At 70.6% G+C, this 23041-nt stretch carries 15 protein-coding genes (1 of these 15 cut by a window edge); 3 read left to right on the top strand and 12 right to left on the bottom strand.

The window, feature by feature from the left end; genetic code table 11:
- Nucleotides 1-13: 13 nt before the first annotated feature.
- Complete coding sequence (locus JOD27_RS02345; RefSeq protein WP_204760404.1) at nucleotides 14-910, bottom strand: ParB/RepB/Spo0J family partition protein; 897 nt, start codon at nucleotides 908-910, stop codon at nucleotides 14-16.
- A gap of 81 nt (nucleotides 911-991) precedes the next feature.
- On the bottom strand, nucleotides 992-1384 hold the full coding sequence (locus tag JOD27_RS02340) for a CoA-binding protein (protein WP_204760403.1): 393 nt from the start codon (nucleotides 1382-1384) through the stop codon (nucleotides 992-994).
- A 118-nt stretch (nucleotides 1385-1502) separates the two neighbouring features.
- On the opposite strand from JOD27_RS02340, the gene JOD27_RS02335 reads away from it, so the two are divergent.
- Nucleotides 1503-1925, top strand: coding sequence for a YciI family protein (locus JOD27_RS02335; RefSeq protein ID WP_204760402.1), 423 nt, complete (start codon nucleotides 1503-1505; stop codon nucleotides 1923-1925).
- 1 nt (nucleotide 1926) lies between these two features.
- Here JOD27_RS02335 and JOD27_RS46405 read toward each other — a convergent pair whose 3' ends face one another.
- Together JOD27_RS46405 and JOD27_RS46400 are read right to left on the bottom strand one after the other, a co-directional pair.
- Nucleotides 1927-2682 carry a PucR family transcriptional regulator gene (locus JOD27_RS46405; protein ID WP_204760401.1) on the bottom strand — a complete coding sequence of 252 codons (756 nt, stop codon included), beginning with the start codon at nucleotides 2680-2682 and terminating at the stop codon, nucleotides 1927-1929.
- Nucleotides 2683-2797: 115 nt separating this feature from the next.
- Nucleotides 2798-3718 (bottom strand): PucR family transcriptional regulator, encoded by a 921-nt coding sequence (locus JOD27_RS46400; protein WP_204760400.1) that lies wholly within the window; start codon nucleotides 3716-3718, stop codon nucleotides 2798-2800.
- A 140-nt stretch (nucleotides 3719-3858) separates the two neighbouring features.
- Between JOD27_RS46400 and JOD27_RS02320 the strand changes: the two genes are divergently transcribed.
- Together JOD27_RS02320 and JOD27_RS02315 are read left to right on the top strand one after the other, a co-directional pair.
- A complete protein-coding gene (locus JOD27_RS02320) occupies nucleotides 3859-4569 on the top strand; it encodes a Crp/Fnr family transcriptional regulator (RefSeq protein WP_204760399.1) in 711 nt (236 codons plus the stop codon).
- Nucleotides 4570-4594: 25 nt separating this feature from the next.
- Nucleotides 4595-5032, top strand: coding sequence for a DUF6069 family protein (locus JOD27_RS02315; RefSeq protein ID WP_204760398.1), 438 nt, complete (start codon nucleotides 4595-4597; stop codon nucleotides 5030-5032).
- Nucleotides 5033-5113: 81 nt separating this feature from the next.
- On the opposite strand, the gene JOD27_RS02310 is transcribed toward JOD27_RS02315, so the two are convergent.
- The 8 genes from JOD27_RS02310 to JOD27_RS44465 all read right to left on the bottom strand — a co-directional run.
- A complete protein-coding gene (locus JOD27_RS02310) occupies nucleotides 5114-6115 on the bottom strand; it encodes a beta-ketoacyl-ACP synthase III (protein WP_204760397.1) in 1002 nt (333 codons plus the stop codon).
- Nucleotides 6116-6128: 13 nt separating this feature from the next.
- A complete protein-coding gene (locus JOD27_RS02305) occupies nucleotides 6129-7484 on the bottom strand; it encodes an aldehyde dehydrogenase family protein (protein WP_204760396.1) in 1356 nt (451 codons plus the stop codon).
- 11 nt (nucleotides 7485-7495) lie between these two features.
- Nucleotides 7496-8179, bottom strand: a complete 684-nt coding sequence (locus JOD27_RS02300; RefSeq protein ID WP_204760395.1) for a helix-turn-helix transcriptional regulator — start codon at nucleotides 8177-8179, stop codon at nucleotides 7496-7498.
- Nucleotides 8180-8547: 368 nt separating this feature from the next.
- The gene (locus tag JOD27_RS02295) at nucleotides 8548-11235 is read right to left on the bottom strand and encodes an ATP-binding protein (RefSeq protein ID WP_204760394.1); all 2688 of its coding nucleotides are present in this window, start codon (nucleotides 11233-11235) and stop codon (nucleotides 8548-8550) included.
- Entirely contained in the window at nucleotides 11232-13844 is a 2613-nt protein-coding gene (locus JOD27_RS02290) for a helix-turn-helix transcriptional regulator (RefSeq protein ID WP_204760393.1), read from the bottom strand. The genes JOD27_RS02295 and JOD27_RS02290 overlap by 4 nt, the downstream gene beginning before the upstream one ends.
- Nucleotides 13845-14007: 163 nt before the next feature.
- Entirely contained in the window at nucleotides 14008-14442 is a 435-nt protein-coding gene (locus tag JOD27_RS02285; RefSeq protein ID WP_204760392.1) for a hypothetical protein, read from the bottom strand.
- Nucleotides 14443-14456: 14 nt separating this feature from the next.
- Nucleotides 14457-16157 carry a 3-hydroxyacyl-CoA dehydrogenase family protein gene (locus tag JOD27_RS02280; protein WP_204760391.1) on the bottom strand — a complete coding sequence of 567 codons (1701 nt, stop codon included), beginning with the start codon at nucleotides 16155-16157 and terminating at the stop codon, nucleotides 14457-14459.
- A gap of 14 nt (nucleotides 16158-16171) precedes the next feature.
- Nucleotides 16172-23041, bottom strand: the end of a protein-coding gene (locus JOD27_RS44465) for a type I polyketide synthase (RefSeq protein ID WP_239566290.1). It continues 23145 nt past the right edge of the window; 6870 of the gene's 30015 nt are visible here — the last part of the coding sequence; its start codon lies off the right edge, out of view; its stop codon occupies nucleotides 16172-16174.

Below are 23041 nucleotides of genomic sequence, written 5' to 3'. Positions count from 1 at the left end.
AGCGACCACACGACTACACGGCCTGCCGCCGGCTTTCCTGTTCGAGCGCTTCGGCCATCTGGGCCCAAACCTCGGCGCATCCGCGCGCCATGTCCGCGACGAGTTCCCGGCAGTGCGACGGAACGCCGTCCACCACCGCGGCCCATTCGCCGGAGGACACCGCGTGCGCCTCGAGCCACCGCAGCACCAGCCGGCCGTGCTCGTTGAACCGCAGCGACGGATCGCGCCGCAGGATCGGCAGGGTGGCCGCCGGCGCCCGCACCTCCGTTCGCGCCGCGGGCACCTCGACCTCGGCCTTCTCGGCGGCCCGCATCCGCTCCGGCACGGGGTCCAGCCCGGCGTTCAACCTCCGCCGCACGTCCCGGACGGTGCCGGGCGACACCCCTGCCGCACGGGCGATGTCGCGCAACGACGCGGAAGGCCGGGCCTCGATCATCTCCCCGGCCAGCCGCCGTCCCGCAGCGGAGTTGACCGGGCGGACCTTCCCGTCCCGGCCCACCCGGTTGGCGGCACGCCCGCCCACGGCGCGCCGCAGCACCCCCACGGACTTGGCCGCGAGACCGGTGGACGCGGCGATGGCCCGGTCGGACCACTGCGGGCGCGACCGCAGCAACCGCCGGGCGGCGGCCTCGCGGTCGGCGGTGGACAGCGTCGCGACGTTGAGGGACACGGACAGGACGAACACGTCCTCCGCCGGTCCGTCGACGTACTCGACCTCGACGGACCGGTAGCCGCGCAACGCGGCCGCCCGCACGCGGTGGGCGCCGTCGACGACCTTCATGGAACCGCGGTGCACCACGATCGGCGCGAGATCGGCACCAGAGGACGCCAGTGAACGAACGAACTCCTCGCTGCAGCCTCCGAGTCGCGGCGAGTCCGCGAGCTGCAGCACGTTGATGTCGACGAGCATGCGAAACAAAGCCCCCCAGGCTTGGTGTCTCCAGTACCCCCAGGTCGTCCGGAGACCTCAAACCGCAGGGTAGCTACTTGGTCAACCGGCGCGCCACTCGATCGCGGGACAGACGTCCATGACCATGCGCAGCCCGGCGGCCTTGGTTCGCTGGTATGCCTCGCGATCCACCACGCCGAGCTGGAACCACACGGCCTTCGCGCCGATCGAGACGGCCTCGTCCGCGAACCGCCCGGCGTGTTCGGAGCGGCGGAACACATCGACGACGTCCACGGGGAACGGGATGTCCGCGAGCGTCGCGTAGCCCTGCTCGCCGTGCACGGTCTCGGCCGCCGGGTGCACCGGCACGATCTTCCGGCCGCGCTGCTGCAGGAACCTGGCCACGCCGTGAGCCGCGCGGGACGGGTTGTCCGAGAGTCCGACGATGGCCCAGACCTGGCAGTTCTCGAGGATCCAGTCGACGTCTTCGCGCATACGACCACACTAACCTTGTGACGCCGGTCACATTCGAGCCCAGCTCGTCGAAAGCCGGGCGGGCCGATCGACGCGTGAGTAGAAACGGACACCGGACACCAGACCTGAGGAGATCGAGATGCGGTTCATGGTCATCGTCAAGGCGAACGAGGACTCCGAGAACGGCGTCATGCCCACGACCGAGGAGCTGGCCGCGATGGGCAACTACAACGAGGAGCTGGTCAAGGCCGGCGTGATGCTCGCGGGCGACGGTCTGTACCCGAGCTCGAAGGGCGCGCGGGTCGCGTTCGACGCGAAGGGCACGACGACGGTCACCGACGGCCCGTTCGCCGAGACGAAGGAGCTGATCGCGGGCTTCTGGATCTGGGAGCTGCCGTCGCTGCAGGACGCCGTCGAGTGGCTGAAGAAGGCGCCGTTCCGCAGCGGTGAGGTCGAGATCCGGCAGGTGCACGGCGCCGAGGCGTTCGAGGACGTCACCACGCCCGAGATCCAGGCTCAGGAGGACCGTCTCCGCGAGCAGATCGCCGCCCAGACCACGTGAGTCAGTGAGGCAGCGGTACTTCCGGGCACGAGTGGGCGGTCAGCGCGACGCTCAGCGTCAGCAGCGCGCGCGGTGAGGTCGGACGGCAGCCCGTGAGCCGTTCGACCAGCCGCAGGCGGTGGTCCAGGGTGCTGCGGTGGATGTCCAGCCGCCGTGCCGCCGCCGCGCGGTTGCCGTCCTCGGCGATGAACGCCCGCAACGCGTCCAGCAACGGCTGCTGCGCGACCACGGGTTCGATCATGCGGGCCAGCCGTTCCGCGACGTGCGGCTGGCGCAGCACCGCGAAGTCCGCGAGCACCGAGCGCAGCTCGTAGACGCCGGGCGCACGGCCCGCGGCGATCCGCAGCACGTCCCCGGCCGTCGCCCTGGCCGTCGCGAGGTCGCGCCGGGGAGCCCAGGCGACCGCCATCCACACCTCGCCGCCGAGCCGGCCGTGCAGCTCCCGCGCGAGGCCGGCGTGCTGGTCCTGCGCACACGGCAGCAGCACGTACCCGCCGCGGGCGCCGTCGAGGACGAGCGCCTCGTCGTTGTCCCGCACCAGCTTCAGCACCTCGGCCGCGTCGTCCTCAGTGGACGCGCAGAACGCGATCACGGCGTAGGCCAGCGCGAGACCCTCGAACCCGTTGTCACGACCGGAAAGCAGCGTTCTGGCGAGCTGACGGCGGGTCGCAACGTCCTCCACCGGGGGAAGGTCGAACGGGCTGAGGATGTCTCGCAGCACGTCGGTGAGCAGTCTGCTGTCCAGCACGGTGGTCACGCGTCGCCTCCCTGAGGGCCTCACGGTGTCGCACCGCAACGGTAGGCAACTGTCGACAGTCGGCACAGATGGCTTGAGACAGCCTTAACGTTGGCCGAAGACCAGCCCGATCCGCTCAGCCCAACGAGTTCGTGCGGCTCATGGCGATCGCGGTGCCGAGAACGGCGAGGTCACGAGGGTTGACCGGGCTCAGTCCGGTGAGGTGCTCGATCTGGTCCAGCCGGTAGTCGATGGTGCTGCGGTGGATGAACAGCTTCTTGACAGCTTCCGCCCGGTTGCCGTCCGCCTCGAGCAACGCGAGCACGGTCTCGACGAGGACGGGGTTCGCGAGCAGCGGCGCGACGACCTTGCCGAGCTCGTCGCGCACCTCCGGCGTCCGGGTCACCGCGCTCTCGAACAACATGTCGTCGATCCGGTACACGCCGGGCGACCGCCCGAGCGAGGCGACCAGCGCGTCGATCTCGTCGACCTCCTTGCGCGCCAACGGAACGCGCGCGGCGGGTCGTTCCGCGAGGCAGAACCACACCTCGCCGCCGAGCTCCTCCCGCACGTCCCCGCACAACGGCAGCGCGACCGCCTCGGCCACGGGCAGCAGAAGATGTCCGGATGCCGCCAGGAGTACCGGACCGTGCCTGCGGAAAGCGTTTACCGCCCTGTCCGCCACCGCTCCGCGCACGGACACGACGGTGTAGAAGGGAGCGGCGCCGTCGGGCGTGTCCCCGGCGAGCAACGCGTCCGCCAGCCCGTCGTCGTCCGCGCAGAACACCGACATCAGCTCGGCGGCCAGCGCGGTGCCCGCCGCGGCCAGCGCACGGGCGTCACCGCCGTCGTCCAGCATGGTCTCGGTGAGCAACCTGTCGGTGGACCGCAAGGCCACGACCACCTGTGCGACGGGGATCTTCGCCGCCACGAGACGCGCTCCGACGCGGTGCGCGACGGTCTCGGCAGCGTGCTCCCACCCGTCTGCGTCGGCGGCGGCCGCGCGGTAGACGGCGAGGAACTCCTCGTGCAGCAGGCGACCGACGTCGAAGAGCACGGGTCCCTCCCCCTTTCGCACCCTTGAAGGAAATCAGCACAGGCCGTGGGGAATCCCCCAGCGTCTTCCAGCGTCACGCCAGTGTCGCCCACCCTAACTTCGGGTGCACGCCCGGCCGCCCGCACGAAGTGGAGACCGAAGTGGCACCTGCGCTGCTCGCCCCGTCGCGGCCGCCGATCCTCGCACCCTCCACCGAGGCGTGGCGCCAGTTCGCACGCGCCCTCGAACCCGTCGAGTTCAGGCGTGGCGACGTGCTGCTGCGCCTGGGCGTGCGCACCGACGACCTGTTCGTCCTGCGGGCGGGCAAGGCCAAGACGTGCTGCACCTCCTCCGACGGCCGCGAGCTGGTGCTGGACTTCCACTGCGCGGGCGACGTCCTGGTGGAACCGACGCTGTTCGACGCGGCTCCTTCCGTGTCGACGACGGTCGCGCTGACCGACGTCCACGCGGGCCGCATCGCGCGGGCCGACCTGGTGAAGTGGCTGGCGTTGTGCCCGGAGATCACCGAACGGCTGCTGGGCTGCATCGCGCGCCGCCGGCGCGAGTCGCACCAGATGCGCATGGACCTGGTGCAGATGGACGCCCCAGCCCGCCTCGCGAAGGCGTTGCTGCGCCTGGCGGGACGCTTCGGCAGCGACCGGCGCGGTGCCCTGCTGATGATCGAGGACCTCACCCAGGAGGAGCTCGGCCAGTACATCGGCTCGCGCCGCGACACCGTCAACAAGACGCTCTCGGACTTCGCCCGGCGCGGCTGGATCTCGATCGAGCGCAAGAGCATCTTCCTCACCGACCCGGCCCAGCTGAGCCGCCGGGTCCGCGTCGGCATGCCCCACGTTCCCGCCCCACGTTGACCCCGTCAGTCGAAACGAGGAAGCAATGCCAGCTGGAAACACGAGCCCACGAGGGAAATCCGACAAGGGCAAGGTCGTGCTGGGAGTCGCCGCCGCCATCGTGATCGCGTCGATCGGCAACGCGGCGGTGTCCTTCGCGGCGCAGGCGCTCGGTGCCGATCCGAACGTCGTGCAGGGCCTGCTGCCCCGCGGCTACGTCGTGCTGACCGCGCTCGGCGTGATCATCGCCGCGTTCGCGTGGGCGTCGATTCGCAAGCGCGCCAAGGACCCCGCTCGCACGCTCGGCAAGCTCGTGCCGATCGTGGTTGCGCTCTCACTCCTCGCCGACATCCCGGTCTTCTTCCTGCCGGGCGCCTCACCGGTCGGCGTGATCGCCCTCATGCTCATGCACGTGGTGGTCGCCGCGGTCGCCGTCCCCCTCTTCCACCGCGTTCTCCCCCTCCGAAACCCAATCCCCGCCTAACCCACTCTCGGGTGGTTGATGAAGGGAACCTTTCTCCACGTGAGCGTGAGGTGGAGGAGGTTCCCTTCATCGTTTTCATGGTTACTCGGAGAGAGTGAGGGTGGGCCACGTCAGGGTGGTGGCGCCCCAGGTGAGGCCACCGCCGAACGCGGTCAGCAACACCTTGTGGCCTGGTCGGAGTTCGCCGGAACGGACGCCGTGCGCCAGAGCGAGGGGAATTGAGGCGGCCGAGGTGTTGCCGACGTCGGTGATGTTGGAGACGAACTTGTCGCGCGGCACCTCCAGCTCGGCCGACACCGCGTCGAGGATCCGCGTGTTGGCCTGGTGGGCGATCACCTTGTCCACATCGGACGTGACCCAGCCCTGTCGCTTGATCGCGTTGCGGGAGGCCGCGGACATGCGTGCGACCGCGTTCGCGAACACCTCGCGTCCTTCCATCTGGAAGAACTTGTCGCCGTGCGGCACGATGTCGCGCGACGACCGCTGCCTGGACCCGCCGGCGGGCACCGTGATCAGGTCGGACAGCTCGCCGTCGGAACCGAGGTCGAACGGCCCGAGCGCGCCGGGCTCGTCAGCGGAACCGGCACGCAGCACGACGGCCCCGGCGCCGTCGCCGAAGATCACGGACGTCGTGCGGTCCTGCGGGTTGAGGATCGTGGAGTAGGCGTCACCGCCGATCACGATCAGGCTGTCCGCGATCCCGGCCGTGATCAGGCCGGCGCCGACCCCCAGCCCGTACACGAATCCGGTGCACACGGCCGCGATGTCGAACGCGGGGACGTCGACGAGGCCGAGCCGCGACGCGATCTCCGGTGCGGTGGCGGGGCAGGGCCGGTCGGGGGTGGTGGTCGCGAGGACCACCCCTCCCGCGCCCGGCACCCCGGCCGACCGCAGGGCCCGCCGCGCGGCCTCGACCGAGAGGTCCGAGGTCGCCATCCCGGGTTCGACCACGTGCCTCGTGGTGACCCCGATCCGGGTCCGGATCCACTCGTCGGTGGTGTCCAGCCTGGCTGTCAGCTCGTCGTTGGTGACCACTCGCGGCGGGAGCCATGACCCGAGTCCCGCGACCACCGCTGCGCGCATTCTCCGACCTTCCTCACCGGTTGTCCTCCAGCACTTCAGGTAGGAAGTGGCTGGGAAACCCTTGGAACACCACGGGACGCTGGAACCGTTCGACGGCCCGCACGCCGACGGAGGTGTGGAACGGGGAGGTGGTCGCGGGCCACGGGCCGCCGTGGTGCATGGCGGGCGTGGTCGCGATGTCGTTGGGCCACTGGTTCCACACGATGCGGCCGGCACGTCCGGTCAGCTCACCGATCAGCTCGGGCAGGAGGTCGTCGTCCTCTCCCCGCACGGTCGCGGTGAGCTGGCCTGGCAACGCGGCGGCGAGCTCCAGCAGTTCGTTGCTGTCGCGGTAGGTCGCGACGACGGACACGGGCCCGAAGCACTCGTTCAACGCCTCGTCGTGGCCCGCGAGGATGTCGGCGGCGGTGGTGCGCAACAACGTCGGCGCGTGGCCACCCGCCCCGGACCCGCCTTCGACCAGCACGTCGAGGACTTCGGCAAGCGCTTCCACTCCGGTCTCGAAGCGCTTGGCCACGAGCTTGTTGAACAACGGTTCCGCGCGCAGCGCGCGCACTTCGGTGGCGACGTCGTCGGCGAAGCCCTCCGGTACGACGAGCAATCCGGGTTTGGTGCACAGTTGTCCGCTCTGCTGCGACAACGCCTGCGCGAACCCGCGCGCGATCTCCCGGCCGCGTTTCGCAGCGGCGCGAGGCGTGACGAACACGGGGTTCACGCTGCCGAAGCCGCCGTAGAACGGAATCGGCTCTCGCCGGGTGGCGGCGAGATGGTGCAGTTCGCGGCCGACGCGGGACGAGCCGATGAACGCGACCGCCTTGATCCGCGGGTCGAGCACGAGCTCACGGGCGCGGCGCTGGCCGTGGACGAGCGCGAACACGCCTTTGGGCAGCACCTCCTCGACGACCTCGGCGGTGCGGTCGGCGAGATCGGGGTAGCTGTGGCTCGCCTTCACCACGACCGGGCAGCCCGCGGCCAGTGCCGACGCCGTGTCGCTGCCCGCCACGGAGAACGCGAACGGGTACGACGTGGAGCCGAAGACGGCGACCGGGCCGAGCGGGATCAGCATGCGGCGCAGATCCGGTCGTGGCCCCGGCGGCCAGTTCACGTCCTCGCGGTCGATCACGACACCGTTGACCGCGCCGGAGCGCAGGTACTCGGCGAACGAGCGCAGCTGGAAGGTGGTGCGCCGCACCTCCGCGCGCAGCCGGTCGCCGGGGAGCCTGCACTCCCATTCGGCCAGCGCGACCAGTTCGTCGGTCTCGCGGCCGAGCGCGCTCGCGACGGCGTCGAGGGCCGCGGCCCGGTCGTCCGGGCTGGTGCCGCCCCACTCGCGGGCGGCCTGTGCCGCTCGGTCCAGGACCTCGTCCATGGCTGCGCGACCTACTTGATGTAGTCGGCCGAGACCCGCGGCGGCCAGCTGGCGACGCTCAGCACGCCGAGGCTGTAGGCGCGGGAGACGAGCGCGGCGCGGTTGGGGGCCTTGAGCTTCTTGAGCATCGTGCCGACGTGGTACTCGACGCCCTGGCGCGACAGGAAGAGCCGGGACGCGAGCCGCACGGTCGACTCGCCGGTCGCGATGCCCTCGAGGATGCGGGCGTCGAGCTCGGTGAGGATGCGGTTGCGGTCGACGACGACGGCGTTGGGCTGCTCGCCCTTCTCCGGGTTCACCACGACGACGAACTGCACCAGGTCGCCGTGCGCGTCGTGGACGGCGATGCCGGTGATGTCGCCGGTGAAGACGGCGTGGCGCGGGCCGATGCCGGCGAGGTGCTCGACGAAGCGCTGGCGGCGGCCCTCGACGAGGCGGTCGAACTGCTTGCGCATCGGGCCGTGCACGCCGGGGTGCAGCAGCTCGTAGAAGCTGCGGCCGAGCAGCGAGTCGCGGGAGTGGCCGAACTGGGTCACGAAGTCGTCGTTGGCCTCGACGACGCGCAGCCCGAGGTCGAGGCGGGCGAGGCAGAGACCGGATCGCTCGAGCAGGGAACGGAACACGTCGGCGTCCGGAACGGGGGTGGCGACGGTGAAGTGGTCAGGTGCGAGAGAACCAGCGGCAACGGTGTGCATGGGAGAGAATCCCTCTCGATCTCGTCAACTCGGTGTTCCGCGATTGCAGGGAATAAACCGTCGTCAGGCGATCTAGGACTATTTCCGGATTCTCGCCTTGACACCGTGAATCGTAGGAAGATCTGCCGAACGCGGTCAACGAGGTGTGAGGGGTGGCCCCTAATGTTGTGGTAGGGGTGGGCCGGGGGTTCGGGGAGCCGTCCGCATGTTTCGGTAGCGCGTTTCGGGCATGTCTCACCTGATGGATGATCAGCCGTTGAGCTGGGGAGATGCCCGAGCTGCCGATTGAGACGTCACCCCGCTGAACCGACTCCCTGCTCAACTGTGAGGGAAGTGCGCACAAGAAATTCGTAGATGTGTCGCCGGTGTTACGGTGACGGCGGGTAGGCCCTCGCGAGGGCGGCGGGCAGTTCGGTCCGCCTGCGGATGCCGAGCTTGCGGAACGAGTTGGTGAGGTGCTTCTCGATCGCGCGCGAGGTCACGCCGAGCTCTTCCGCGATTTCGGCGTTGGTGAGTCCCCGTACGACGAGCCCGGCGACCTTGAACTCGGTGCGGGTCAATGCCACGAGAATTCCCGGCGAATTACCGTCGAGTTCCTTCGCGATTCTCCGCGCCAGTCTTCCCGCACCTGATTGCACCGCGAGCCGGCGTGCCTCTTCGAGGTGGCGTTGTGCTTGTGGGTCGCCATCGGCTCGTTCACGCGCGCCGAGCTGAAGCAGTGCCTTGGCTTGTTCGAACGGGTTGGCGTGCAGCACCTCAACGGCCTCATGCAGTAGATCCAGGCCTTTGCGGCCTGGTGTGTAGCGGCCCAGCACGTACAGCGCCCGTCCGATGCCGACCGGCGCACCCCACTCGACCGCGCGGTCCCAGGCCTGTGCGGCGGCGTCACGGGCGGCGGTCAGGTCGCCGAGCCGGGCGTGCAACCTGGCCGAGGTGATGCACCACGGCAGCAGCACGGGGTTGCGCCAGCCGACGCTGTCGAACACGCGGCCACAGTCCAGGAACCGGCCTAGCGCCTGGACGTGCTGTCCGGCCAGCGTCTCCCCCGTCGCGTGCAGCATCCGGTACACCGCTTCGCAGCCGGCCGAGTCGTCCCGGTCGGGGCGTGAGCTGAGGATCTTGGCGATCAACCGGGGGTCCCGCAGTTCCATGGCGACGGCGGTGAGCCCGATCGCGGTGGTCGTCGTGTCGCCGCGCCAGTCGAGCACCGCGAGGTCGAGGGCGTGCTCGACCGCCTGGTGCGCCTCCCCCGGTTTGCCCAGGTGCATGAGCACGAACGCCTGCTGCGCGCGGATCAGCGCCTGGTCGGCCGTGTCCGTCGCCTGGCTGAACGCGCTGCCGAGCCACGACGCGGCTTCGTGGGCGGCGTCCGCGGTGGCGAGAACCCTGATGAGCAACGGGATCGCGGTGTGGACGTGCCGAGGGTGCGGTGGTTCACGGCGCAGCACCGCGGTCGCGACGGACGCGACCTCGTGGGCGGGCAGGCGGGCGCTGAGCATGGCCGCGTCGAGCAGGACGATCCGGAGTTCGCGTGCGCCGGGCGTGACGCCGTCGATCTGTTGGAGACGGTCGACGGAGTCGGCGAGCAACGCCGGGTTCGCGTGCCACACATACCGCTGGCGCGCTTCGAGCCGGTAGGCGAGCTCGTCGTCGCCGCGGAGGTCGGCGGCGACCTGGTCGACGAGCTCACGGACCGACCGTGGCGCCTGGCCGAGCGCGGTGGGAGCGAGGCGCACGAGTGCTCTCGCCCGGTCTTCGACGCTTCGGAACAACGGCACGGCGTAGGAGATGTGCCGGAGGGACGCGGCGGGGTCGAAGAAACGTTCGGCGGTGGCGAGGTCGACGAGCAGCCGCGCGCGGTGCTCGGAGAACGCCGGGACGTCCCGGAGCGCGCGCCGGAGATACCGGGCGGCGACCTCGGGAGCGCCGCGCCGCATCGCCGTGGCGGCGGCTCGTCCCAGCGTGTCGATCACCCATCCGCCCTGGACGGTGGTGACGGCGAGCAGCCGGGCGGCGACCTGCTCGGCGGGTTTGCCGTTGTCGTGCAACAGCTGCACGGCGCGCGCCTGCCAGGCCTCGCGTTCGCTGACCGGCATCGACTCCTCGATCGCGTCCCGGACGGCGGGCCTGCCGGTCATGATCCCGGCCTGGTCGAGGATCCGCCGGGCCTCGCGGGTCTGGTGCCGGGTCAGACCGGCGAGCTGTCCGGCCAGCTCGTCGTCGTCCCCGAGGGTGGCGATGGCCTTGGCGAGGTTCTGGGCGTGCTCCGGCAGGGTGGCGAGGCCGCGCACGAGCCGTTCCTTGAGACGCGCGGGCCGCAGTTCGCGGACGTGCGCGACCTGGTCGGCGGTCGGGTTGGTGACATGGTTCAGCACCGCGCGCAGGAACAGCGGGTTGCCGCCGGTGACGGCGTGGCAGGCGGCGACGAACCCGGCGTCCGGGGTCTGGCCGGTGCGGTGCCCGACGAGCTCGGCGATCGCCGGCGGCGACAACGGTGCCGGCCGGATCTCGGTGCGCGGCGACGGGCAGCGTTCACCGTCCCTCGTGGTCGCGACGAGCAGGACCGGTTGCCGGTCGAGGGTTCTCCAGAGCCGGGCGATCCAGCGCAGCGACGGGTCGTCTGCCCAGTGCAGGTCGTCGATCAGCAGGACGACGGGCTCGTCGGCGGCCATCGCCCAGGTGAGCGCGGTGAGGCCGCTGACAGCGGCTTCCTCCACCGCGAACGCCGGGTCGGCGGGGGCGTCGTCGGAGAACACGGGCAGCGCGAGACCGGCGGGACCGGCGAACCAGCGGGTCCTGGTCCGGTCGCCGGCCTTGGCGAGCGCGGGGTCGAGCAGCTGGCGGGCGACGCCGAACGCGAAGTCCTGTTCCAGCGCGGAACACCGCGCGGTGAGGACGCGGACGCCGGCCGCGCGGGTGCGGACGGCGTCGAGCAGCGCGGACTTGCCGCAGCCGAGCGGTCCGGTGATGACGATCCGGTCGCCGTGGCCGGCGCGGACGCGGTGCAGCGCCCTGGTGAGCCGCCGCAGCTCGTCGGCGCGTTCGAGCAGGATCATCTCCAGGCCAGGACGTCCGCCAGCTCCGTGCGGCCGGAGATCCCGAGCTTGCGGTAGGCACGCGTCAGGTGGACCTCGACGGTCCGCAGCGTCACGAAGAGGCGGTCGGCGATCGCCCGGTTGGTGACGCCGGCCGCGGCGAGCTCGACGACCTTGCGCTCGCTGGCGGTCAGCACCGCGAGACCGTCCACTGTGGAGGGAACGCGCATGCGGCCGCCGACGCCGAGCAGCAGTGTCCTGGCCGCGTCCGCGGCGGTTCTGCTGCCGGCCCGCAGCGCGAGCCCGACGGCGGTCCGCAGGTGTGTCCGTGCGCGGCGGGCGTCGCCCGCTCCTGTCCACCGCTGGCCCAGCAACAGCTCCGCTCGTGACTGCTGGAGGAGCGACGGCACCGCGGCGAACCCATCGGACGCGGCCTTCGCCATGTCCAGCGCGCCGAGTCCCGCCGTGGTGTACGCCCTGGCCAGCAACGAGAACGCGGCAGCTTCCCTGGACGGCCAGGCCTTCGCCAGCCGGTCGGCCTCCTTCACGGCGGCGGTGGCGTCGCGGCCGGCGAGCGTGAGGATCTGGGCGATGTCGGTCCACGACGGCAGCGTGCTGGGGTCGCGGAGCCCGGTGGCCTTCAGCACCGTCGCGCACGCCGCCATCTTGTCGGCGGCCAGCGAGAGGTCGTTGCGCTGGAAGGCCAGCCATCCGCACGTGCGGAGGTATTCGCGGTGGACCGGTGTCAGGTGCCGGATGTCGTCCTCGTTCACCTCGTCGAGCAGCCGTGCCGCGAGCGGGATGTTGCCGGTCTGCAACGACAACCAGGCCAGCAGGACGATCGCGCGCGGCAGCTGCCAGCCTCGTTCGCGCACGGTCCGGACGGCGGCCCACGCGTCCTGGGTGGCCAGGTCGAGGTCGCCGACGGACTGGTGCACCAGCGCCCGTTGCACCAGCGATCGGCAGTGCGCGAGGGAGTCCCCGTTGTGCGAGAAGGCATCGACGGCGCGGTCCAGCACGGCCAGCGCTTCCGCGGTGCGCCCGGCGACGCGCAGGACCGTCGCGGCCGACAGCATCGACCAGTCCGTCAGCGCTTCCGAGTCCGCGAGCGCGGCTCGCGCGTAGCTGACGGCGTCGTCCATCGAGCCGCCGCCCCGCATGGTGGCCTCCGCGACGACACCGAGCAGACAGCGTTGTGCCGTCGTGTCTCCGGCTCGCGGCGGCACCGCCGTGGCGACGGCCGCCGACACCGCGTGGACGTCCTCGAGGTCGATCGACAGCTGGACGGCGTCGAGCAGCGTCACCAGGTCGCCGGACAGCGCGGGATCCCTGGCGAGCCGCAGGAACGTGCGCGTCCGGCCCGTGAGCGCGTGTTTCACGGCCAGCGCGGCCCGCAGATCGGGATCGGTGGTGCGGTGGAACGCGGCGGCGAGGTGTTCGCACGCCGCGCCGGGATCGTGCCGGGACAGTTCGGTGGCGAGGTTGACGCGCAGCTCGACGTCGTCCGGGTGCAGTTCGACGAGACGCCGCAGGTAACGGGCGGCGTCCTGCGGTTTCCCGCCCGCCGCGGCCTCCCGCAGCACCTGCGACATCCACGGAGTGTCCACATCGGGCAGATGCACGAGCTGGTCGGCGACCGCCCGCACGTCGTGACCCGACTCGTCGAGCACGAGCGCTGCCCGGTGCCGCAGGTCGGCGATCTCGGCCGGGTCCAGCACGTCGAGCATGCCGGCCCGATACCACTCGCGGACGTGGTCGGGAAGCCCGTCACCGAGCAGATGTTCGTTCCGCAGAACGGAAATCCCGCTCTCGGCGACCCGTGCCGACACCCCGGCGAGCGGCCCGACGAGCTCTTCGGAGTCCACGACGACCAGTGCGGTGGCGATCGCGCGCAGGTGGTCCGGCTGGTCGCGCAGCCTTCGTGCGGCGACCAGCTCGACCGACTCCTGCCGCAGCGCCCGCGCGGCCCGGATGTCCGCGAGCACCGTCGTGAGGTGCCGTGGGATACCTCCGGACAGCCGCAGGCACAGGCTCGTGAACACGTCGTCGGGCGGGAAGTGCAGGGTCGTGGAGATCATGTCGGCGACCTGCGGTGTCGTCAGCGGCTGCAGGTCGACGACGTGCGCACGGGCCAGGTCAGCGGCGAGCGGCGCGTGGTGCGACAGCACCAGGCTGATCGGCTCCTCACCGAGCCTGCGGACCAGGAAGTCCACCCACCGCACGGTCGCGGCGTCGCACGCGTCGAGATCGTCGAGCACGAGGCACACGGGTGTTCGTTCCGCGAGCGTCACGACATCGCGCCACATGCCCTGGTAGACGCGGTAGAGGTCGGCCGGGGACGGGTCGGTGAGCTCCGGGACGATCACGCCCTGCCCGACGAGCAGCCTGCGGGCGACGGCGAGCGGCCTGCGTTCGCCGCGGCCGACCGCGGACAGCACGGTCGTGCCCACGTGCGCCTCACTGGCGGCAGCCCGGCGCAGCACGGAGGACTTGCCGGAGCCGCGGGCGCCGCGCACCAGCACGGCCCGCCCGCCCGCGCCGCGCCGAGCGGCGGTCGTGTGGTGCGCCACCGTGGTGAGCGCGCTCTCACGACCGAACAGCTCGGTGACGGGGCCCGACTGCTCGTCCACCACCTACCGCCTCAGGCTAGAAGAGATGACCTGCGCTGAGGATAAATGCCCGGGGTGACCGGACCGCAAACTCGGCGGGGCAAGTGTCAAAGTCTGGCGTGGTGATTCCGCAATGTGCGGGTCACGAATCGTCCGCAGTTCTCAGCTGGTTCCACGCAGTGAACTAATACGCGACGACACGGCCCGGCACAACCCGGTAGAGGCTGGGTTTTTCCGGCAGGAACGCGAGCCCGAAGCGGGTGAGGAACTCGACGAACCGCGCGTCGACGAAGTCGTCGTCGGGCAGGCCGTCCCACGTCTCGGCGGCGGCCCTCGCGACCTCGACCGCCGTGCCGTCGTAGACGACGAGGTCGGGCAGGTCGTCGGCGAAGTACCCGCGGGCCAGGGAGATCGGCGACACGCTGTCGTCGAGGAAGCCCACGACGTCCCACCTGCCGTCGGTCGCCTCGCTGAGCGCCAGGCGGGCGGCGACCTCCGACGAGGTGGCGTAGGTGACGCGGTAGCCGCGCCGCACCAGTTCCTCGATGACCGCGAGCGCGGGAAGTGCCTGCCCCTGCGCGGGATTCGCGAAGATCGCGACGTGCCGACGTCCTGCCATGTCCGGAGAATCCCTCACTTTCCTTTGTTGGCGAGCCGGAATCCGCTTCCCGTTTTGGTGCCGAGATGGCCGGCGGCGACGAGCCGGCGCAGTTCCTCGGCGGGTGCGGGTTCACTGGTCTCCGAAGCGGCGCAGAGGGTCTCGAGAATGGCGAGCGAGACGTCGAGGCCAATGGTGTCGAGGAGGGTGAAGGGTCCCATCGGGTGGTGGAACGCCGTGACGATGGCGGTGTCGATCTCCTCGACCGTGACGTCGGTGCGGTCGAGCATGCGGATGGCGTCGTTCAGATACGGGAACAGCACGTGGTTGACGATGAACCCGACGCGGTCCGCGCAGTCGACGGCGGTCTTGCGCAACCACTTCACCAAGGCGTGGGCGGTGGCGTGGACGTCGTCGGCGGTGTGTTCGGTGCGCACGATCTCGACGAGCTTCATGACGGGGGCGGGGTTGAAGAAGTGCAGGCCGATCACGTCGGCGGGGCGGCTCGTGGCGGTGGCGCAGTCGGTGACGGACAGGCTGGACGTGGTGGTGGCGATGATCGCGCCGGGTTTGAGAACGGCGTCGACGCCTTGCAGCACAGGGCGTTTGACGTCCATGTCCTCGGCGACGGCCTCGATGACGATGTCCGCGTCGGCGAGCGTGTCGTAGCCGGTCGCGACGGTGAGCCTGGCGAGGACGTCCTGCCTGTCCTGTTCGGACATACGTCCTTTGTGGACCAACCGGGTGAGGGACGAGCGGATCCGGTCCGCGGCCTGCTCTGCCTTGTCCGCGGTGCGGGCGATGAGAGTGGTCGGAATGCCTGCCACGACGAGGACCTCGGCGATGCCGCGGCCCATCAGCCCGGCGCCGACGACTCCGGCTTTGCGGATCTCGCGCGGTTCACCGTTGCCGGCGGGGGCCTGGGGTGGCGGCACGATCTCGCCGCGGTCGTCGTAGCGGTGGAATCCCTTGCCTGTCTTGCGGCCGAGGTGTCCCCGTTCGACCATGCGGTCGAGCAGGGGTGAGGGAAGGTAGGAGTCGGAGCCGGTGATCTCGTGCAGCGTGGTGAGAGTGGCCCTGACCGTGTCGAGTCCGATGAGGTCGAGCAGGTGCAGTGGCCCGAACCTGAGGCCACAGCCGAGTTTCATGGCGGTGTCGAGGTCCTCGACGGTCGCGTAGCCGGCGTCGGCGAGGGCGATCGTGCGGTTCATGCACGCGTAGAGCAGCGCGGTGGCGGCCTCGGCCGGCCGGCCGGCGAGACTGACGATCTCGGTGCCGGCCAGCCGAACAGCTCGGCGTGCCAGGTGAATCGCCTCCGGTGCGGCCATGGCCGTGGTGATCAGGCCGGCGTGCTGCCCGTACGGCGGCGGGATGGAGTAGCGCAGTCCGACGACCCGGTCCGGCGCGCCGGACGCGATGGCCAGCTTCGCCACCGGCAGCGTCGACGTGGTGGTGAGGAAGACCGTGCCCGGCGCGCACTGCTCGACGAGCTGCCGCAGCACGGTTTCCTTGGTGAGGAAGTCCTCCGGCAGCGCCTCGATGACGAGGTCGGCGCGTTTGAGGTCGGCCAGTTCCGTCGCGAGGCTGAGCTGGGGTCCGCTCAGCCGGTGGTGGACGCGGGCCAGCACGTCGAGATCGCTGTCGACGCCGATCACCTCGGCGCCGCCCGCGAGCAGGACCTTGGCGAGGCCTTCGCCGAGGCCGCCGAGTCCCACCACACCGATCACCAGTGGCATGTCCGCACTCCTTCTCAGAGGCCGAGTTCTTCGTCGAGCATGGCGAACATCTCGTCGTCGGAAGCCGACTCGAAGTCCTTCTCGGTGCCGGTGTTCCGCAGCGACGCCCACCTGGTGCGCAGGGCGTCGAGGCGTCCCGCGATCTGCTGGTGCAGCGCGTCGTCCACACTGGCCGCGTTCAGCGTCTGCTCGAACGCGTCGAGGTCGGCGAGCACGCTCGGCAGCCCGGCCTGCGGCGCGTCGGCCAGCAGCTCGGACTTGAGGTGTGCCACCAGGTCCGCGGGCGTCGGGTAGTCGAACACCAGCGTGGCGGGCAGCCGCAGCTCCGTCGCGCCGCCGAGGCGGTTGCGCAGCTCGACCGCGGTGAGCGAGTCGAAGCCGAGGTCGGAGAACTGGCGGTCCTCCTCGATCACCTCGCCCTCTGCGTGGCCGAGCACCTCGGCGACCTGGCCGAGGACGAGGTCGAGCAGCGCGTCCGTGCGTCCCTGGTCGGTGAGGCCCGTCAGGCGCTTGACGAGCGAGTCCGCGGTTTCCTGGCCTGCCACGGCCTTCTTCGCCCTGGTGCGCACGAGGCCGCGCAGCAGCGGTGCGACCTCGTGGTTGCGCAGGACGGCGAAGTCGAGCTTGACCGGGATGGTCTGTGCTTCCCCGGTCTGGATCGCCTCGTCGAAGAGGGTGGTGCCGAGCTCCCGTGTGATCGCGGGCATGCCGGTGCGGGCCAGGCGTTCCGCGTCCTGGGCGCTCAGCATGCCGGTGTCCCAGGCACCCCAGGCCAGGCTCGTCGCCTTCTGGTTGTGCGCCTTGCGATGCGCGGCCAGTGCGTCGAGGAAGGCGTTGCCCGCAGCGTAGTTGGCCTGGCCCGCGTTGCCGAACGTGCCGGCGACGCTGCTGAAGAACACCAGGGTGGCGTCCGGGGCCAGTTCGTGCAGGTACCAGGCGGCGTCGACCTTCGGCTGGAGCACCGGGTCGACGCGGTCGAGCGTCAGCGACTCGATCGTGGCGTCGTCGAGCACGCCCGCCGCGTGGATGATCGTCGCCGGGTTGTGGTCGCTCAGCAGTGCGGCGAGCTCGCCGCGGTCGCTGACGTCACACGCGACGACCGTGACGTTCGCGTCGAGGTCCACGTCCGCCTGGCCGCTGCGGCTGACCAGGACGAGGTCCTGGACGCCGTGGTGCTCGACGAGGTGGCCGGCGATGATCCGGCCGAGGCCGCCCGTGCCGCCGGTGATGAGGACCTTGCCGTACTCGATCGCGTTCTCCTGGCGCTGCGCCCTCGCCAGCCTGCCGCCGAGGATCTCGCCGTCGCGCAGGACGACCTGGGGTTCGTCGGCGTTGACCGCATGGCGCAGCACGGCGAGGCTGGAGCGCTGGTCGTCGAGGTCGAGCAACCCGAAGCTGCCGGGGTGCTCGGACTGCGCGACCCGGACCAGTCCCCACACCGCCGCCGCGACCGGGTCCGGGATGTCTCCCGCGGTGGCCGCGATGGCGTTCTTCGTGACGAACCAGAGCCTTCCCGCGCGCCCGCCGTTGATCCACTCCTGGACGTTGATCAGCGCGTCCGACACGGCGGCGTGCGTGGAGTCCACGACGTCGTCGGAGTAGGCGGTGATCTCGGTCAGCACGACCTCGGTGTCGGCGGTCTCGATCGTGTCGTGGATCCGTCCGGCGACGAGGTGGTCGACCAGTCCGAAGTGGTCGGTGCCCGCGATCGACACCTGCGCGCCGATCGGTTCGGTCACGGTGATCGGCGTCCAGCCGAGCGTGAAGAGGGCGTCGCGGGTGGTGTTCTCGGTGAGCTGCGCGGCGTTGACCGCCCGCACCACCAGCGACTCGACCTCGGCGACCGGGTTGCCCTGCGGGTCGGCGACGACGATGCGCACCGCCCCGCTCTCGTCGCGCGTCATCCGCACCCGGACGCTGCCCGCCCCGGTGGCGTGGATCTTCACGCCCTCCCAGCTGAACGGCAGTCCCGCGCCCTGATCACCTTCGGCGAGCAGCGCGGTGTGCAGGGTCGCGTCGAGCAGTGCCGGGTGGATGCCGAACGTGCCTGGCTCAACCCCTTCCGGCAGCGCGACTTCCGCGTACACCGCTTTCTCGTGCCGCCACGCCTTCTGCAGCCCGCGGAACGTGTCGCCGTAGCCGAACCCGATCTCCGCGAACTTGTCGTAAACCCCTTCCAGCTCGATCGGTTCGCCGACGGGCCAGGTGTCGAGCCGCTCGCCCTGGTGGTCGCTGCCGCCGAGGACACCACTGGCGTTCTCGGTCCACGGCAGATCCGTGTCCTCGGGCCTGCTGTAGATCGTGACGGTGCGCTTCTCGTTCTCCTCGGCGCTGATCGCGACCTGCAGCTGGACCCCACCCTGCTCGGGCAGCGTCAGCGGCGCGGCGATCGTGAGCTCTTCCAGCGTGTCGAGCCCGAGCTCCTCCGCGGCCTTGAGGGCGACCTCGACCAGCGCCGCGCCCGGCACCAACGCGCGTCCCATGATCACGTGGTCGGCGAGCCACGCGTGCGTCCTGAGTGAGATCCGGCTGGTGAACAGGTGCCCGTCCTGCCCGGCGAGCTGCACGGCGGCCCCGAGCAGCGGGTGCCCGACCCCGCTCAGCCCGGCCGCCTTGACGTCGCGGGTGCCCTCCACGACCTTCGGCCAGTACGACTGCCGGCGGAACGCATAGGTGGGCAGGTCGATCTTCTTCGCCCCGCCGAGCAACGGCGACCAGTCGACGCTCACGCCCTCCACGTGCGCCTGCCCGAGCGCGGTGAGCACCTGGGTGACCTCGCTGAGTCCCCGCTTGAGCGAGGGAATCGCCCCGTCCACCAACGGCGTCAACGCCGCGTCGGGCCCGATCTCGATGAACGTCCGGTCGCCGAGCGCGGTGACGTTGTCGTGGAACCGCACGGCGTCCCTGACGTGGCCGACCCAGTAGTCCACCGTCGTGACGTCGCCGCTCGCCTGGAACGCGATCTGCGGCTCGTTGAAGGTGATCTCCGCGATCGCCTCCCTGAAGTCCTGCAGCATCGGCTCCATCAACGGCGAGTGGAACGCGTGACTGACGTTGAGCCGCTTGTACTTCCACTGCTTGGCGATCTTGAGGACCTCGTCCTCCTCGCCCGCCAGCACGACGGTCCGCGGCCCGTTGATCGCCGCGATCGACACGTTGCCCGTCAGGTACGGCGTGACCTCCTCCTCCGAGGCGATGACCGACACCATCGCGCCACCGGCAGGAAGGTTCTGCATGAGCGCGGCCCGTGCCGTGATCAGCAGGCAGGCGTCCTCGAGGCTCAGCACGCCGCTGACGTGCGCCGCCGCGACCTCACCGATCGAGTGCCCGGCAACCCGATCGGGCTTCACCCCGAACGACTCGAAGAGCCGGTACAGCGCCACCTCGACGGCGAACAACGCCGGCTGCGCGAACCCGGTCTGGTTCAGCGCCTCCTGGTCCTCGCCCCACATCACCTCGCGCAGCGCCGGGTCGAGGTGCTGCAACGCGGCGTCGAGCGCCTCGGCGAACACGGGGTACGCCTCGTACAGCTCCCGTCCCATGCCGGTCCGCTGCGCTCCTTGCCCGGTGAACAGGAACGCGGTGGGCCTCCTCTTCACCGTTCCTCGTGCCACGACCTCGCCGTCCAGCACGACGGCCCGGTGGTCGAACAACGTCCTGGTGGTCAGCAACGAGTACGCGACATCCTTGGCCGCCCCACTGACCTGCTTGATCTGCTCGACCTGCCCGTCCAGCGCCGCCTCGGAGCGCGCCGACACCACCCACGGAATCGATCCGGACTGGCTGGCCCCCAGGGGGGCGCGATCCCCCATCCCAATCATCTCAGGCAGGTCTGACAGTTCCGGAGCCTCGAGAATCACGTGGGCGTTCGTGCCCGAGATGCCGAACGACGACACCGCCGCCCGCCGCGGCCGCGCCACCGCAGGCCACGGCGTATTCTCCTGCAGCAGTTCGACCGCACCCTCGCTCCAGTCGACGTGCGACGAGGGCGTCGAAGCGTGCAACGTCCGCGGCAACACGCCGTGCCGCATCGCCTGCACCATCTTGATGACGCCCGCGACACCGGCAGCAGCCTGCGTGTGCCCGATGTTCGACTTGATGCCACCCAGCAGCAGCGGCACGTCACGGTCCTGCCCGTAGGTCGCCATCAGCGCCTGAGCCTCGATGGGATCACCCAAAGAAGTACCGGTGCCATGCGCCTCAACGGCATCGACATCAGCAGCGGTCAACCCGGCAGAGGCCAAGGCCTGACGAATGACCCGCTGCTGCGACGGCCCGTTGGGCGCCGTCAGACCGTTGGAAGCACCGTCCTGGTTGATCGCCGACCCACGCACGACCGCCAAAACCGTGTGGCCGTTGCGCACCGCATCGGACTGACGCTCCAGCACGAGCAGACCAACACCCTCGGACCACCCGACACCATCGGCGGAATCCGAGAACGCCTTGCACCGCCCGTCCTCCGACAACCCGCGCTGCCGCGAGAATCCGACGAACGAGCCCGGCGTCGACATCACGGTCACACCGCCAGCCAACGCCAGCGAGCACTCACCAGCCCGAAGAGCCTGCATAGCCCAGTGCAGCGCCACGAGAGAAGACGAGCACGCGGTGTCGATCGACACCGACGGCCCCTCAAGCCCGAGCGCATACGACACCCGCCCGGAGATCACCGAGGGCGAAGCACCGGTCGACCCGAAGCCCTCGCTGTCCGCACCGCCGATGAGCTGCGTGTAGTCGTTGTACATGACACCGGCGAACACACCGGTCGAGCTGCCCCGCAACGAGGCCGGCGCGATGCCCGCCCGTTCCAGCGCCTCCCACGCCGTTTCCAGCATGAGCCGCTGCTGCGAGTCCGTCGCGACGGCCTCGCGCGGCGACATCCCGAAGAACTCGGGGTCGAACAGGTCGGCGTCGTGCAGGAAGCCGCCGGCCCGCACGTACGAGGTGCCGGGGTGGTCGGGGTCCAGGTGGAACAACGTGTCGAGGTCCCAGCCGCGGTTCGTCGGGAACGGCGTGATCGCGTCCACGCCGTCGACCACCAGCCGCCACAGGTCCTCCGGCGACGAAACACCACCGGGGTAACGGCACGCCATGCCCACGATCACGATCGGATCGTCCGAAATGGACACGAGCGCGGGCAGGCCCGACACCTCGGACACGGCCCCGAGCAGCTCGTCCTTCAGGTAGGAGGCCAGCTGGGCGGACGACGGGTAGTCGAACACGACGGTCGCCGGCAGCTTCAGGCCGGTGACGGCGGTGAGCCGGTTGCGCAGCTCGACCGCCGTGAGCGAGTCGAACCCGAGCTCCTGGAACGCCCGCACTGGATCGACCGCCGCGATCGTGTCGTAACCGAGCACCGCCGCCACCTCGCCGCGCACCAGGTCCACCAGCGCGTCCAGCCGACCGGTCTCGTCCATAACGGACAGTCGTTGCACCAGACCGGAAGCCGTCTCCGATCCGGCGACCTTCCGTCGCGCCTTCACCCGGATCAGCCCGCGCAGCAACGGCTTCACGTCACCGTTCTGCTTCAACGCACCGAGGTCGAGCCGCACCGGCACCACCGCGGGCTCGGCCCCGGCGACCGCCGCGTCGAACAGCCGCAGGCCCAGCTCCGCGTCCAGGGCGGGCATGCCAGAGCGCCGCATCCGTTCCGCGTCCTCCGCCGGCAGCATGCCGGTGTCCCAGGCACCCCAGGCCAACGACACACCGGGCAACCCGTTGAGCTGCCGGTGCGCGGCCAGCGCGTCGAGGAAGGCGTTTCCGGCGGCGTAGTTGCCCTGACCGGCGTTGCCGAACACCCCTGCCGCCGACGAGAACACCACGAACCGCGTGGCCTCGGTGGCGAGATCGTGCAGGTTGAGCGCCGCGTCGACCTTGGCGCGCAGCACACCGTCGACCCGCTCCGGCGTGAGCGACTCGATCACACCGTCGTCGAGCACACCGGCCGCGTGCACCACGCCCCGAACCCTGTGCTGCTTCAACAACTCCCACAGCGCGGCCCGGTCGGCGACATCGCAGGCGACAACGGAAACCTGAGCTCCCAACGCCTCCAGCTCACTGACGTCAGCCTGACCGCTGCGGCTGACCAGCACCAGCTCGGTCACCCCGTGGTTCTCCACCAGGTGCCGCGCCACGATCCCGCCCAGCCCGCCGGTGCCGCCGGTGACCAGAACCGGGCTCTCCCAAGCGACCTCGTCGCCTTCGGCAGCGACCCGTCCGAGCCGCGCCGCGCGAGCCTCGCCGTCGCGGATCACCAGCTGCGGTTCGTCGAGGTCCAGCACACCGAGGAGCGTCGCCAGCGAGGATTCTTCAGCGTCCAGGTCGATCAGCCCGAACCGGTCGGGGTGCTCGGTCTGCGCACTCCGCACCAGTCCCCACACCGCCGCACCGGCCAGGTCGTCACCCTCGACCGCTCCACGCGTGACGAACACGAGCCGCCCGTCGCGGTCGTCCCGGATCCACTCCTGCAGCAGCTCCAACGCCCGGTGGGTCGTCGCCCTGACCGACTCCGCGTTCTGCTCCCCCGCGACCGGCACGAGCACGACATCCGTGTCAGTCAACGAAAGCAGACCCTCGACCCGTCCGACCGACAGCCCCAGCACGTCCGGCCCGAGCACGCTGACCGTCTTGCCCGCCTCGGCCGGCGGCACCGCGACAGGCGTCCACCGCACGGCGAACAACGAGTCCAGCTCAGCGGGTTGCGCCGCGGCGACCGCCCGCATCACGAGCGACTCGACCGAGGCCACCGGGTTGCCGCCGGGGTCGGCCACCGCGATGCGCAACCCGTTGTCGTCGCGCGTCATCTTGACCCGCAACGCCGTGGCACCGGTGGCGTGCAGAGACACGTTCTCCCACGCGAACGGCAGCCCGGCCGTCCCGCTCTCGTC

This window comes from Lentzea nigeriaca, from assembly GCF_016907955.1.
GTDB lineage: Bacteria > Actinomycetota > Actinomycetes > Mycobacteriales > Pseudonocardiaceae > Lentzea > Lentzea nigeriaca.
The sequence above is the reverse complement of the archived record's forward strand: the minus strand, read 5'-3'. Positions and strand labels throughout refer to the sequence as shown.